The following is a 15,165-nucleotide window of genomic DNA, read 5'->3' as shown; positions in this document are numbered from 1 at the left end:
CCTACGACCCCGACACCCACCAGGCCAACAGCAAGATCAAAACGACTCCCGAGACCACTCTGGCGGCATAGGGGTTGACTCAGGAAACTCATCGGCGGACCGCGCCTTCGCACAGGAGCGCGGCGATCTGCGAGGCCGGCTTAGCGGCCATCATCTCGCCGTGCGTGCACGGTGCCTCGTGGTGGTCGATGCGGCCCGAGGCGTAGGGCCGCCAGGCCCCGGGCTCCGGTGCGTCGGCCTCGTGTGCGGCGCCGACGAGCGTGAGGTCGCCCCGGAACACGCCCGGACGGTGGGCCGTGGCCAGCGCGTCGTGATGGGCGTACGCCTCTCCCAGCGTGGCGATGGTCTCCTCGTCGAAGGCCGCCAGCGGGCCGTCCGCCGTGCGGGCCGCGCGGACGAGGTCGGCGAGGGTCATCGGAGCGGACCCCGTTGCACCGGACGGCTCCTGTACCGGATAGCCGAGCGAGTCCAGCAGGTCCCGCAGGGGGTCCGCCGCGGCCGTCCCGGTCGGTGGCTGCGCCTCGGTGGCCGGGTAGCCGTCCAGGAGCACGAGCTGCGCCACGTCCTCGCCGTCCGCCTGGAGCCGTACCGCCACCGCGTGGGCGACCAGCGCGCCGAACGACCAGCCCAGGAGGTGGTAGGGGCCGCTCGGCTGGACCGCGCGGATCAGGGTGGCGTAGTCGTCGGCCATCTCCGCGACGCTCGCGGGCCGCGCCCCCGGCTCGCTGAGGCCACGGGCCTGCAGCGCGTGGACGGGCCGGGCCGGGTCGAGGTGGTCGAGGAGGGCCCGGTACACCCAGCCGGTGCCGGCGCCCGGGTGGACACAGAACAGGGCGGGCTCGCCGGCGACGCCGGACCGCAGGGTGACCAGGGGGGCGAGCGCGTCGTCCGTACCGCCGGGCTCCGTGGTGCCGCGCACCGGGACGCGGGCGGCGAGGCCCGCGACGGTGGGGGCCGCGAAGAGGTCCTGGACGCCCAGGTCCTCGCCGAGGGCCTCCCGGACACGGGACATCAGCCGAGCGGCCAGCAGGGAATGGCCGCCGAGGTCGAAGAAGCCGTCGTCGGCGCCGACGGAGTCGTGGGGCAGGCCCAGCGCTTCGGCGAACAGGCCCGCGAGGACCTCCTCCCGCTGGGTCAGGGGTGCCCGTCGCGCCGCTCCCGCCGGGTGGGCCGGATCCGGTGCGGGCAGCGCCGCCCGGTCGAGCTTGTCGTTGGGCGTGCGCGGGAACGCGTCGAGCACGACGACCGCGGACGGGACCATGTGGGCCGGCAGGGCCTCGGCCACGTGGGCGCGCAGCGCGGAGGGCTCCACCGCGGCACCGTCCTGGCCCGGGACCACGTACCCGACCAGCCGCTGGCCGCCGCCCGGACCGTCGGACCGTAGGGCCACGGCGGCCTGGGCGATGCCCGGGGCGGCCGCGAGCACCGCCTCGACCTCACCGAGTTCGACGCGGAAACCACGGATCTTCACCTGGTCGTCGGTGCGGCCGAGGTACTCCAGGCGCCCTTCGCGGTCCCAGCGCACCAGGTCGCCCGTGCGGTACATCCGGGCGCCCTCCTCGAACGGGCACGCCACGAACCGCTGGGCCGTCAGCCCCGGCCTGCGGTGGTAGCCCCGCGCCAGTCCGGCGCCCGCGAGGTACAGCTCGCCCCGCACGCCCGGCGCCACCGGGCGCAGCTCCGTGTCCAGGACGTACGCGCGGGTGTTGGCGACGGGGCCGCCCACCAGGGGGTGTTCGCTGCGGGCGGTGTCCCACCACAGGGCGTCGACCGTGCACTCGGTGGGGCCGTAGAGGTTGTGGCAGCGCATCCCCGGTGTGGCGCGCAGGCGGCTCCACAGCTGGTCGTCGGCTGCTTCGCCGCCGATGAGCAGCATGCGTGGCGGGGCGTCGAGCAGGCCTTCCGCCACCAGTTGGGCGGCGTGGGTGGGGGTCACGTCGACGACGTCGAGGGCTGCGTCGCCGATGTACCGGACGAAGGCTGCGGCGTCGCGTCGGACGTCGTCGCTCATGAGGTGCAGTTCGTGCCCGGCGACCATCCACATCAGGGCGTCCCAGGAGGCGTCGAACGACAGGGAGGCGGTGAGTGCCACGCGCAACGTCCTGGTGTCGTCGGCTCGTTCGGCGGCGGGGATGGTGTGGGCGCGGTGGAAGGCGTGGAGGTTGCGCAGGGCCGCGTGGTCGACGACGACGCCCTTGGGGCGGCCGGTGGAGCCGGAGGTGTACACCAGGTACGCGGCGTCGGCGGGGCGGGGCGCGCGGCCGGGGCTCTCACAGGGCTCGGCCGCGGTCGCGTTCTGGTCGTCGGTGAGGAGGAGGGGGATGTGCGGGGCCGCGTCCAGCGGGAGCCGGTGGGTGGTTTCGCGGTCGGTGACGAGGAGCGCCGGGGCGCAGTCCGTCAGGATGTGGGCGATCCGCTCGGCGGGGTGGTCCGTGTCGACGAACACGAACGCCGCGCCCGCCTTGAGGACGGCCAGCAGGGCGCACACGGCTGCGGGCGAGCGGGGCAGGGCGAGCGCGACCACCTGCTCGGGGCCCGCGCCGGCCCGGGCGAGGCGGTGGGCCAGGCGGTTCGACCGGGCGTCGAGGTCGGCGAAGGTGATCTTCGTGGCGCCGTGCACGAGGGCGGTGGCCTGCGGGGTGCGGGCGCACTGGGCCTCGAACAGTTCGGGGAGGGTGGCGGGCGGCACCGGCAGCGCGGTGTCGTTCCACTCCGTCAGCAGGCGCTGCCGGTCGGCCCGCGTCAGGGGGTCGGCCGCGCCGACGGGCCGGTCCGGGTGCGTCGCGAGCAGGCGGAGCACCCGTTCCAGGGCGGCGGCGATGTCCTGGGCCGTGGTGTGGTCGAACAGTTCGGCCGCGTACTCCAGGAAGCCGGCGATCCCGGCGGGGGTGCCGTCGGCGGCGCGGCGTTCCTGGACGTCGACGGTCAGGTCGAACTGCGCGACGTCGAAGCGGAAGGGCTCACTGCGGACGTCGAGTCCGGCGAGTTCGAGCGCGGCGTCGGCGCCGTCCTGCACCTGGAGCAGGACCTGGAAGAGGGGGTGGCGGGCGAGGGAGCGTTCGGGGTTGAGCGCCTCGACGACCCGCTCGAAGGGGACGTCCTGGTTCTCGTACGCGGCGAGGTCGGCCTCGCGTACGCGGTGCAGGAGTTCGCCGAACGCGGGATCGCCGGAGACGTCGGTGCGCAGGACCAGGGTGTTGACGAAGAAGCCGACCAGGTCGTCCAGTGCCTCGTCCGAGCGGCCCGCGACAACCGTGCCGACGGGGATGTCGGTGCCCGCGCCGAGGCGCGACAGGAGGACGGCCAGACCCGCCTGGAGCACCATGAACAGGGTGCAGCCGTGGTCCCGGGCCAGGCCCAGCAGGCGGGCGTGGAGGTCGGCGTCGAGTTCCACCGGCACCGAGCCGCCCGCGAAGGTCGCCGTCGCCGGGCGGGGCCGGTCGCAGGGCAGGGCGAGTTCCGCCGGCGATGCGGCCAACTCCTGTCGCCAGAAGGCCAGCTGACGTGAGATCAGGCTCTTCGGGTCGTCCTCCTCCCCCAGGACCCGCCGCTGCCACAGGGTGTAGTCCGCGTACTGCACCGGAAGCGGCGACCAGTCGGGGCCGTGTCCCTCGGTCCGGGACCGGTAGGCGTCGGCCACGTCGCGGAAGAGGGGCCCCCAGGACCAGCCGTCGAGTGCGATGTGGTGGACCACCAGCACCAGCACCCACTCGTCCGCGCCGACGGCCAGGAGCGCCGCGCGCACGGGCGGGCGCCCGGCCAGGTCGAAGGGACGGGCCACCAGGGCGTCGAGGGCCCCGGCGGTGCCTTCGGGGCCGCACGGCACGACGTCGAGGGGCACCGCGACGTCGGCCGGCAGTACCTGCTGGTAGGGCTCGCCGTCCTGCTCCGGGAACACCGTCCGCAGTCCTTCGTGGCGGGCGATGACGTCGGCGAGGGCCCGGGACAGCGCGTCGGTGTCCAGCCGGCCGCGCAGCCGCAGGGCGAACGGGCAGTGGTAGCCGGTGCCCTGGCCCGCGCGGCTCAGGAACCACAGGCGGCGCTGGGCGGGCGACAGGGGCAGGGTGTCCGGGCGGTCCGGGGCCGGGGTCAGGACCGGGCGGGCGTGGCCCGGGCCGTCGAGGTCGCCGAGGCGGGCGGCGAGCCCGGCCACGGTGGGGTGCTGGAAGAGGTCCCGGATGCCGAGGTCGCCGCCGAGGGTCGCACGGATGCGGGAGAGCAGGCGGGTGGCCAGCAGGGAGTGTCCGCCGAGGTCGAAGAAGCCGTCGTCGGCGCCGATGGCGGACAGGCCGAGCACCTGCGCGAAGAGTTCCGCCAGGATCTCCTCGCGGGGGCCGCGCGGCGCCCGCGAGGAGATCTGCGCGGTGAAGTCCGGTGCGGGCAGCGCGGCGCGGTCCAGCTTCCCGTTGCGGTTCATCGGGAGCGTCTCCAGGGCCACGATGGCCGAGGGGACGAGGTGGTCGGGCAGGCCGGCGGCGAGCCGCTTGCGCAGGGCGCCGGCCCCCACGGTGCGGCCCGCGGCCGCGGTCACGTACGCCACCAGGCGTTTGCCGCCGGGGCCGGTGTCCCGGGCGATCACCGCGGCCTGGGCCACCTCGGGGCAGCCGCGCAGCGCGGCCTCCACCTCGCCGGGTTCGATCCGGAAGCCCCGGATCTTGACCTGGTCGTCCGCGCGTCCCAGGTATTCGAGGCGGCCCTCGCGGTCCCAGCGGACCAGGTCACCCGTGCGGTACATGCGGCCGCCGGCCTCGAAGGGGCAGGCGACGAAGCGTTGCGCGGTGAGCGAGGGTCGGTTGAGGTAGCCGCGGGCCAGGCTCGGGCCGGCCAGGTACAGCTCGCCGGGTACGCCGGGGGCGACGGGGCGCAGCCGGTCGTCGAGCACGTAGGCGCGGGTGTTGGCGATCGGGCGTCCCACCAGCGGCTGCTCGCTGTGGGCCGCGTCCCACCACAGGGTGTCGACGCTGCACTCGGTGGGGCCGTAGAGGTTGTGGCACAGCATCCCGTCGGCCTCGCGGACCCGGGTCCACAGGGCCGCGCCCGCCGCTTCACCGCCCAGCAGCAGCACCTGGGGGCGGTGCGCGGGGTCGTCCAGCAGTCCCTCCTCGACCAGTTGCTCGGCGTAGGTCGGGGTGACGTCGAGGGCGTCGATGCCCGAGCGGGCGATGTGCCGGACCAGGGCGGCGGCGTCGCGGCGGGTGTCGTCGTCGATCAGGTGGAGTTCGTGGCCCGCGACCATCCAGAGCAGGCCCTCCCAGGAGGTGTCGAAGGAGAGCGCGGCGGTGAGTGCCATGCGCATCCTGCGGCCGTCGCCGATCTCCTGGGCGCGGGAGATGACGCCGGCTCGGTGGAAGGCGTACAGGTTGCGCAGCCCGGCGTGGTCGATCACCACGCCCTTGGGTTCACCGGTGGATCCGGAGGTGTGGATGACGTAGGCGGCGCTGTGGGGGTGGATCCGGCGGCCGAGGGGTGTGTCCGGGAAGTGGCCGGGGGCGTCGGCGAGGACGTGGACGGCGCCGGTGTCGGGGAGGGTCGCCGTGGTGGCGAGGTCCGTGACGACGGTGGTCGTGGTGCGCAGCAGGCGGGCGATGCGCTCGGGCGGGTAGTCGGTGTCGACCGGGACGAACGCGGCGCCGGCCTTGAGCACGGCGAGGAGTGCGATCACCGAGGCGGCGGAGCGGGGCAGGGCCAGGGCGACGAGGTGCTCGGGGCCGACCCCGTGGTCGGCGAGGCGGTGCGCCAGGTTGTTGGCGCGTGCGTCGAGTTCGGCGAAGCTCAGGGCCGTGTCCTGGAAGACCAGGGCGGTCGCGTCGGGGGTGCGGGCGGCCTGCGCCTCGAACAGCTCCGGGAGGGTCTGCGGCGGGACGGGGGCCGCGGTGTCGTTCCAGTGGGTCAGGACCTGCTCGCGCTGTTCGGCGGAGAGGAGGTCGACGTGGGAGAGCGGCACGCCGGGGTCGGCGGCCAGGCGCTCCAGTACGCGGGCGATCCCGGCCGCCAGGTCCGCGGCCGTCTCGCGGTCGAAGAGGTCCGTCGCGTACTCCAGTGCTCCGGTGACCCCGGCCGGGGTGCCGTCGCTGCCCGCCTGCTCGTGGAAGTCCACCGTCAGGTCGAACTTGGCGATGTCCCAGCCGACCGGTTGCTCGACGCCGTGCGTGCCGGGCAGGGTGAACGCCGGGCCTTGTCCGCTCTCCAGCGTCATCATCACCTGGAAGAGGGGGTGGCGGGCCAGGGAGCGCTCGGGGTTGAGCGCCTCGACGACCCGCTCGAAGGGGACGTCCTGGTTCTCGTAGGCGGCGAGGTCGGCCTCGCGTACGCGGTGGAGGAGGTCGGTGAACGTGGGATCGCCGGATATGTCGGTACGCAGGACCAGGGTGTTGACGAAGAAGCCGACGAGGTCGTCGAGTGCTTCGTCCGAGCGGCCCGCGACGACCGTGCCGACGGGGATGTCGGTGCCCGCGCCGAGGCGCGACAGGAGGACGGCAAGGCCGGCCTGGAGCACCATGAACAAGGTGCAGCCGTGTTCCCGGGCCAGGTCGAGCAGCCGTGCGTGCAGGTCGGCGGGCAGGGCGACGGGGAAGGAGCCGCCCGCGAAGCTCGCCACGGCCGGCCGGGGCCGGTCGTGGGGCAGGGCGAGTTCCGCGGGGGATCCTGCCAGCTCCTTCTTCCAGAAGTCGAGTTGGCGGGTGATCAGGCTGTCGGGGTCGTCGCCCTCCCCCAGGACCTGCCGTTGCCAGAGCGTGTAGTCGGTGTACTGCACCGGCAGCGGCTCGAAGTCGGGCTTCCGGCCCTCGCGCCGGGCCCCGTAGGCGGCGGCCAGGTCGCCGAGCAGCGGCCCCCACGACCAGCCGTCCGTCGCGATGTGGTGCACGACCAGCAGCAGCACCCACTGGTCGGCGCCCAGCTCGAACAGCTCTGCCCGGAGCGGGAGTTCGGTGGTGAGGTCGAAGACGTGCCCGGCCTCCTCGGCGAGGGCGGTCGCGAGGTTCGTCTCCGTCGTCCGGGTGACCCGCAGGTGCGGGAGACGGTCCGACACCTGCTGTACGGGTTCTCCGTCGACCTCGGGGAACACGGTCCTCAGCACGTCGTGCCGGGCGGTGAGATCGCCGAGCGCCGCGTCGAGGGCGGCCGGGTCGAGCGGGCCGTGCAGCCGGGTGGCCAGCGGGCAGTTGTACGCCGAGCCGGTCTCGCCCATCTGGTTGAGGAACCACAGCCGCCGCTGGGCGAACGAAACGGGAAACACAGGACCTCCTGGGACGTGCGGGTGTGCGACGGGCGGGTTCAGGACTTCGCGGGGCGCAGCGCGGGGCGTGCCCGGGGCGCGTCGTCCAGCCGGGCGGCGGTCATGGCCGGTGTGGGGTTCTGGAACAGGTCGCGGATCTTCAGCTCGCGGCCCAGCTCCGCCCGGATCCGGCTGATGAGGCGGGTCACCAGCAGCGAGTGGCCGCCGAGGGCGAAGAAGTTGTCGTCGGGGCCGACCGACTCCTTGCCGAGCACCTGCGCGTACAGCTCGCGGACCCGCTGCTCGGTCCCGTCGCCGGTGTCCGCTGCGGCCGCGTTCTCGGACGCTCGGTCCTGGGCGGGGTGCGGCAGTCGCGCGAGCGCGCCCACCGGCTGCTCGGGGCCGGCCGCGAAGTGCCGCAGCACGGCGACCAGGTCCTGCGCCATCCGCTCGGCGGTCCGGTGGTCGAACAGTTCGGTGGCGTAGGTGAGTTCGCCCACGAGGCCGAGCGGGCTGCCGTCCGCCGCGCGCTGTTCGCCGAGATCGACGCCCAGGTCGAACTTCGACACCTGCCACTCGACGGGGTGCGCCTGTGCGTCGAGGCCCGCCAGGCGGGGCAGGGCCGGGGGTTCGTTCTGCACCTGGAGCAGCACCTGAAAGAGGGGGTGGCGGGCCAGGGACCGTTCGGGGTTGACGTCGACCACGACCCGTTCGAAGGGCACGTCCTGGTGCTCGTACGCGGCGAGGTCGGTCTCGCGCACCCGGTGCAGGAGGTCGGTGAACGTGGGATCGCCGGAGACGTCGGTGCGCAGCACGAGGGTGTTGACGAAGAAGCCGACGAGGTCGTCGAGTGCTTCGTCCGAGCGGCCCGCGACCACGGTGCCGATGGGGATGTCGGTGCCCGCGCCGAGACGCGACAGCAGCACCGCGAGGCCGGCCTGGAGCACCATGAACAGGGTGCAGCCGTGCTGCCGGGCCAGCTCCAGCAGACGGGCGTGGAGGTCCGCGTCGAGCTCCACCGGGACGGAGCCGCCCGCGAAGCTCGCCACGGCCGGCCGGGGCCGGTCGTGGGGCAGCGCCAGTTCGGCCGGGGCGTCGGCCAGTTCCTTCCTCCAGAAGGTCAGTTGGCGGCCGATCAGGCTGTTCGGGTCGTGCTCGTCCCCGAGCAGCTCGCGTTGCCACAGGGTGTAGTCGCTGTACTGCGCCGGGAGCGGCTCGAAGTCGGGCGCGCGGCCTTCCCGCCGGGCCGCGTAGGCGGTCGCCAGGTCGCCCAGCAGGGGCGCCCAGGACCAGCCGTCGGTGGCGATGTGGTGCACCACCAGCACCAGCACCCATGCGTCGCCGCCCAGGTCGAACAGCCGGGCGTGCAGGGGCAGGTCCTGCGCGAGGTCGAAGTGGTGGCCCACCGCCTCGCGTACGGCCCTGGGCAGGTCGGCCTCGGTGAGGCGCTCGCACCGCAGCGTCACCGATGCCTCTGCCGCGGTGCGCAGCCGGATCCGGGGTTCCCCGTCGATCTCGTCGAACAGGGTCCGCAGCACGTCGTGGCGGGCGGTCAGATCGCCGAGTGCCGCGGTCAGGGCGGCCACGTCCAGCGGGCCGTGCAGCCGGTAGGCGAAGGGGACGTTGTGGTCCGCGGACTGCTCCTGCGCCTGCTGGGCGAACCACAGCCGGTGCTGGGCGAAGGACAGCGGGGGCTCCTGCGCGCACGGTGTCCGGCGCAGTGGCGGCCGGGCCTGCCCGGCGCGGCCCGCCAGCTCGGCCAGCGCGGCGACGGTCTGCGCCCGGAAGACGTCCCGCAGCGACAGTTCGACGCCCAGGGCCGTGCGGACGCGGCTGACCAGCCGGGTCGCGAGCAGGGAGTGGCCGCCCAGGTCGAAGAAGCCGGCGTCGGCGGCGACGGTGTCGAGGTCCAGGAGCTCGGCGAAGAGACCCGCCAGGATCTCCTCCCGGGGGGTGCGCGGCGGGCGGCCGCCTGCGGTGGACGGCGCGGGTTCGGGCAGGGCCCGGTAGTCCACCTTGCCGTTGGCGGTCAGCGGCAGGTCGTCCAGGACGACGATGTGCGCGGGGATCATGTAGTCCGGCAGCAGGCCGGCGAGCCGGGCGCGTACGTCGGATCGGGAGAGTGCGCCGACCACGTAGCCGACGAGCCGCTTCTCGCCGTCCCCGGCCGCCCTGGCGGTGACCACGGCCTGGCGTACGCCCGGGCAGGCGGCGAGCGCGGCCTCGACCTCGCCCGGCTCGACCCGGAAGCCGCGGACCTTCACCTGCTCGTCGGCCCGGCCGAGGAATTCCAGCAGGCCGTCCGTCCGCAGGCGGGCCAGGTCGCCGGTGCGGTACATCCGGGTCCCGGGCGCGCCGAAGGGGTCGGCGACGAAGCGCTGTGCGGTCGTCGCCGGCCGCCGGTGGTAGCCGCGCGCCACTCCGGCACCGGCGACGTACAGCTCGCCGGGGGTGCCGGCCGGCACTGGGCGCAGCCGGTCGTCGAGCACGTAGACGCGGGTGTCGTCCAGCGGCCGGCCGATCGGCACCGGGCCGTCGGCGTGGCCGGTGACGAGGTGGGAGGTCGCGCAGAGGGTCACCTCGGTCGGGCCGTACAGGTGGCGGATGGCCGTGGCCGGGCAGGCGGCCTGCACCGCCCGTACCGCGGCGGGACTGACCACGTCGCCGCCGGTCAGCACCTCGCGCACGGTGGCCAGGATGCCGGGGTGCTCCTCGGCGACCACCCGGAACAGTCCGGCGGTGAGGTGGACGGCCGTGATCCGCTCGTCGCGGATGAGTGCACCGAGTGCGGCGACGGTGAGGTCGCCCTCGGGGGCGACGACCACCTGCCAGCCGGACAGGAGGGCCACCCACAGCTCGTAGTCGGCGATGTCGAAGGCGTGCGGGGCGTGGAACAGCACGCGCTGGGGTCCGCCGGTGTGCCAGCCGCGGTCCGCCACCAGGTCCAGGACGTCCCGGTGGGTGACGGCGACGCCCTTGGGCTCGCCGGTGGAGCCCGAGGTGTGCATGAGGTAGGCCAGCTGGTCGGGCCGGCACCGCGCCGGCGGGGCGGCGGGGTCGCTGTCGCCGGTCGCGGCCGGGTCGTCGGCTTCGGCTCCGCTCACGAGGACGGTCTGCCCGCAGCCGAGTCCCAGCCGGTGGAACCGCTCGTCCACCAGCAGGACCGGGCAGCCGGCGTCGTCGAGGATCCGCTGGATGCGCGTGGCGGGGTGGCCGGTGTGCAGCGGCACGTACGCGCCGCCGGCCTTGAGGACGGCCAGCATTGCCACGACCACGTCGGGGGAACGCCCCATCAGCACGCCGACCGGGGTCTCGGTGCCGACCCCGATCCGGGTCAGCCGGTGCGCGAGCCGGTTCGCGCGCTCGTCGAGCTCGCGGTACGTCAGCTCGACCGGTCCGGCCTTGAGCGCGACGGCATCAGGGGTGCGGGCCGCCTGGCGGGTGAACGCCAGGTGGACTCCCCCGGGGGTGTCCGGGCGCGACGGGGCGGCGGCCGGCCGCTCCCCGACCAGCCGGGTGTGCTCCCCGGGCAGCAGCAGCTCCAGCTCCGACACCCGTGCGCGCGGCCGCGAAGCCGCCGACTCCAGGACCGTGCGCAGTCGTGCGCCGAGTGTGCGGACGGTGTCGCGGTCGAAGAGCTCGGTGCGGTACTTGGCCACGGCGCGCAGCCCGCCCGCCGGGCCGCTCTCCTCGGTGAACTGGAACGCGAGGTCGAACTCGGCCTCGGTGACGTCGACTTCCGCGGTGTCGGCGGTGAGACCGGCCAGCTCCAGGGCGGCCGTGGACGCCGCGCGCCGCAGGGTCAGCGCCACCTGGAAGAGAGGGTGACGGGCCAGCGAGCGGCGCGGGTTGACCGCCTCGACGACCTGTTCGAAGGGCACGTCCTGGTGGGCGAACGCGGCCAGGTCGGTCTCCCGTACCCGGTGCAGCAGCTCGCCGAAGGCGGGGTCGCCCGAGACGTCGGTGCGCAGGACCAGGGTGTTGACGAAGAAGCCGACCAGGTCGTCCAGCGCCTCGTCCGAGCGGCCCGCGGCCACCGTCCCGACCGGGATGTCCGTGCCCGCGCCGAGGCGGGACAGCAGCACCGCGAGCGCCGCCTGGAGCACCATGAACAGGGTGCAGCCGTGTTCCCGTGCCAGCGCTTCGAGCTCGCCGGTGAGCGCGGCGTCCAGGTCGAAGGCGACCGCGTCGCCCGCCGGGCCGGCCACCGCCGGGCGGGGGCGGTCGGCGGGCAGTGCCAGCTCCTCGGGCAGCCCGGACAGCGCCTCGCGCCAGTAGGCGAGCTGCTCCTCCCCCACGCCCTCCAGCAGGTCCCGCTGCCAGAGCGTGTAGTCGGCGTACTGCACCGGCAGCGGTGCGCGGTCCGGCTCCCGGCCCTCCCGCCGGGTCGCGTACGCCGCCGCGAGGTCGCCGAGCAGCGGCCCCCAGGACTCGCCGTCGGTGGCGATGTGGTGGAGCGCCAGGACCAGGGTGTGCTCGTCGGGCCCGGCCGTCAGCAGGGCGGCGCGGACCGGGGCGGCCGCGGCCAGGTCGAAGGCACGGCCCGCGACCTCGGCGACGTCGGCCCGGGCGGCGTCGAGGACCTCCAGCTCCAACGGGGCCGCGGGCAGCACGCGCTGGCACGGCTCGCCGCCCACCTCCGGGTAGACGGTGCGCAGGATCTCGTGCCGTTCGGCGAGGTCGACCAGCGCCGCGCGCAGCGCGGGCACGTCGACCGGGCCGCTGAGCCGGGCGGCCACCGCGCTGTGGTAGGCGGGGTTCGGCCCGTCGAGGCGGTCGAGGAACCACAGCCGCCGCTGGGCGGCGGACAGCGGCAGCCGGGCGGGGCGCTGCGCGGTCCGCAGCGCCGGGCGGGCGTCGCCCGCGCCGTCGAGGCGGGCGGCGAGGCCCGCGACCGTGGGGGTGTTGAAGACCTCGCGGACCCCCAGTTCCACGCCGAGGGCGCCGCGCACCTGGGTCACCAGGCGCATGGCCAGCAGGGAGTGGCCGCCCAGGTCGAAGAAGTCGTCGTCCACGCCGACTTCGGGCAGGCCCAGCACCGCGGCGAACAGGCCCGCCAGGACCTCCTCGTGGGCGGTGCGCCCGGTGCGGCCGCCCGCGCGGTGGCCGGGTGCGGGCAGGGCCCGCCGGTCGAGCTTCCCGTTCGGCGTCACCGGCAGGGCGTCGAGGAGGACCACCGCCGGCACCATGTGCTCCGGCAGCGCGGCGGCCAGGGCGCGGCGCAGCGCGGCGGGCGTCGGGTCGGCGCCCGTGGCGGGCACCACGTAGGCGACCAGCCGCGGATCGCCCGGCCGGTCCTCGCGGACGACGACGGCCGCGTGGGCGACGCCGTCACAGCCCGCGGCGGCGTTCTGCACCTCGCCGAGCTCGATCCGGAAGCCGCGGATCTTCACCTGGTCGTCGGTGCGTCCCAGGTATTCCAGGACGCCGTCCGGGCGCCAGCGCACCAGGTCACCGGTGCGGTACATGCGCTCGCCCGGCGCGAAGGGGCAGGCCACGAACCGCTCGGCGGTCAGGCCGGGTCGGCCGAGGTAGCCGCGTGCCAGCTGGACGCCGGCCAGGTAGAGCTCACCGGCCGTGCCGGGCGCCGTCGGTTCGAGCCGGCCGTCGAGCACGTACGCGCGGGTGTTGGCGGCGGGGCGTCCGATCGGGACGGGGCCGGGGCCGGGCCGGCAGGCCCAGAGGGTGACGTCGACGGCGGCCTCGGTCGGGCCGTAGAGGTTGTGGAGCTCGGTGTCCGGGAGGGTGCGGAAGAACGTCTCCTGGGTGTGGGGGGAGAGCGCTTCGCCGCTGCTGATCACCCGGCGCAGCGAGCGGGCCCGCGACGCGTCCGGCCCGCTCAGGAACGCGTCCAGCATGGACGGCACGAAGTGCGCGGTGGTGACGGACTCGCGTTCGATCAGCTCGGCCAGGTACGACGGGTCCTGGTGGCCGTCGGGCCGGGCCACCACCAGGGTGGCGCCGGTCAGCAGCGGCCAGAAGAACTCCCACACCGACACGTCGAAGCCGCACGGCGTCTTCTGCAGCACGCGGTCGTCGGGACCGAGCCGGTAGGTGCGCTGCATCCACTCCAGCCGGTTGACGATGGCCTCGTGGGGGACGAGGGCGCCCTTGGGGCGGCCGGTGGAGCCCGAGGTGAAGATGGCGTAGGCGGGGTGGCGGGGGTCGAGGGCGGGCCGGGGGGCGGCCTCGGCCTCGGGGAGCGGGGCGTCCAGTCGCAGGGTCGGCGTCCCCGGCGCCTGCCAGCCGGCACTCAGCAGCAGTGCCGGAGCGGCGTCCGCCATGATGCCGAGGTTGCGGGCCGCGGGCTGGCCGAGGTCGACGGGCAGGTACGCGGCGCCGGCCTTGAGCACGGCGCACAGGGCGACGATCAGGTCCAGGGAGCGCGGCAGCGCGACCGCGACCAGGCTCTCGGGCCCGATGCCGCGGGCGGTCAGCACGGACGCCAGGCGGCCGGCGCGCTCGTCCAGCGTGCGGTAGCTCAGGTGCTGCCCCTCGAAGACGACGGCGGTGGCCTCGGGGGTGCGGGCGACCTGGGCCTCGATCAGTTCGGGCAGGGCTTGGGCGGGGAATTCGGCGGCGGTGTCGTTCCAGTCCACGAGGACGCGGTCGCGCTCCTGGGCGGTGAGGGCGTCGAGGGCGCTGACTGGGGCGTCGGGGTCGGCCGCCCACCGCTCCAGCAGCCGCACCAGCCGGGCGCCGAGTTCCGCCGTCCGCTCCCGGTCGAGCAGTTCGGGGTGGTGGCTGAGCCTGAGCCCGAGTGAGGCGCCCGGCTCCACCACCAGGGTGAGCGGGAAGTGCGTGGTGTCCCGGAACCGGATCCGCGCGTCCAGACCGACGCCCGGCAGGTCGAGCGCGTAGTCGCTCATCGGGAAGTTCTCGAAGACCAGGTTCGTGTCGAAGAGGGCGGCCGGGGAGCCGGCCAGGCGCTGGAGCTCGGTCAGTCCGAGGTGGTCGTGGTCGGCCAGGTCGGCGCGCTGGCGCTGCAGCGCCCGGCACGTCTCGCGCAGCGGGGCGGAGCCGTCGATCCGGGCACGGACCGGCACGGTGTTGATGAGCATGCCGATCATCTGGTCGGCCCCGGCCAGTTCCGCGGGCCGGCCGCTGACGGTGCAGCCGAACACGACGTCGTCGTGGCCGGTGCCGCGCGCGAGCAGGACGGCCCAGGCGCCCTGGATCACGCTGGTGAGCAGCAGGCCGCACTCCCGGGCCCGGGCGGTCAGGGCCGCCGTCTGCTGCTCGCTCATCTGCAGGACCACGTCCTCGGGGGTGGCCCCGGGCGACACCTGGCCGCCCGGAGCGAACCGGGTGGGCTGGTCGAGACCGGCCAGTGCGGTGCGCCAGGCCTGCTCGGCCGCCGGGCGGTCGCGCTGCGCCAGGTGGGTCAGGTAGGTGCGGTACGGCCGGACGGGCGGCAGTTCGCCGTTCCCGTAGAGGGTGAACAGTTCACGGAAGAGCAGTCCGAACGACCAGCCGTCCAGGAGCAGGTGATGGGCGGTCACCAGGAGCCGGTGCCGTGTGGCGCCGAGCCTGACGAGGGTGAAGCGCAGCAGCGGCGGGCGGCGGCTGTCCACGCCCAGGGCCCAGTCCTGCTCGGTCAGTTCGGCCGCGCGGGCCTCGGCGGCCGGCGCGTCCAGGCCGCCGAGGTCGTGCTCCTGCCAGGCCAGCGGCATGTCGCGGCGGACCACCTGGACGGGGTCGCCGTTCCTGCGGTGCGTGAAGACGACCCGGAGGTTGGCGTGGCGGCGCAGCAGGGCGTCGGCGGCCTCCTTGAGTCGGGCCGGGTCGAGCGCGCCGTCCAGGTCGACCGTGAACTGCGCGATGTAGAGGTGCTTCGACTCCGGGTCGTATCCGGAGTGGAAGAGCATGCCCTCCTGCAGCGGGGAGAGCGGCAGGACGTCCTCGATCGCCGGCTGGCTGGTGTTCATGAACTGGATTCGCTTTCTGGA

Annotated in this window: 2 protein-coding genes; both read right to left on the bottom strand. The window is 74.8% G+C overall.

Translation table 11 applies throughout. The features are described 5' to 3' along the window. Positions 1 to 88 precede the first annotated feature (88 nt). Positions 89 to 7,237, bottom strand: a complete 7,149-nt coding sequence (locus ACH4E7_RS34405; RefSeq protein WP_396253083.1) for an amino acid adenylation domain-containing protein — start codon at positions 7,235 to 7,237, stop codon at positions 89 to 91. Between the two features lie 38 nt (positions 7,238 to 7,275). Further along, positions 7,276 to 15,144, bottom strand: coding sequence for an amino acid adenylation domain-containing protein (locus tag ACH4E7_RS34400; RefSeq protein ID WP_396253082.1), 7,869 nt, complete (start codon positions 15,142 to 15,144; stop codon positions 7,276 to 7,278). Between the last annotated feature and the right edge of the window lie 21 nt (positions 15,145 to 15,165).

The sequence above is a fragment of the Kitasatospora sp. NPDC018058 genome, assembly GCF_044327205.1.
GTDB lineage: Bacteria > Actinomycetota > Actinomycetes > Streptomycetales > Streptomycetaceae > Kitasatospora.
Note: the sequence above shows the minus strand (reverse complement) of the source record. Positions and strands in the feature narration are given on the sequence as shown.

Bases quoted from the DNA above. Each gene is read 5' to 3' on its own strand.
- ACH4E7_RS34400 (WP_396253082.1), bottom strand. From the start codon at position 15,144: ATGAACACCAGCCAGCCGGCGATCGAGGACGTCCTGCCGCTCTCCCCG.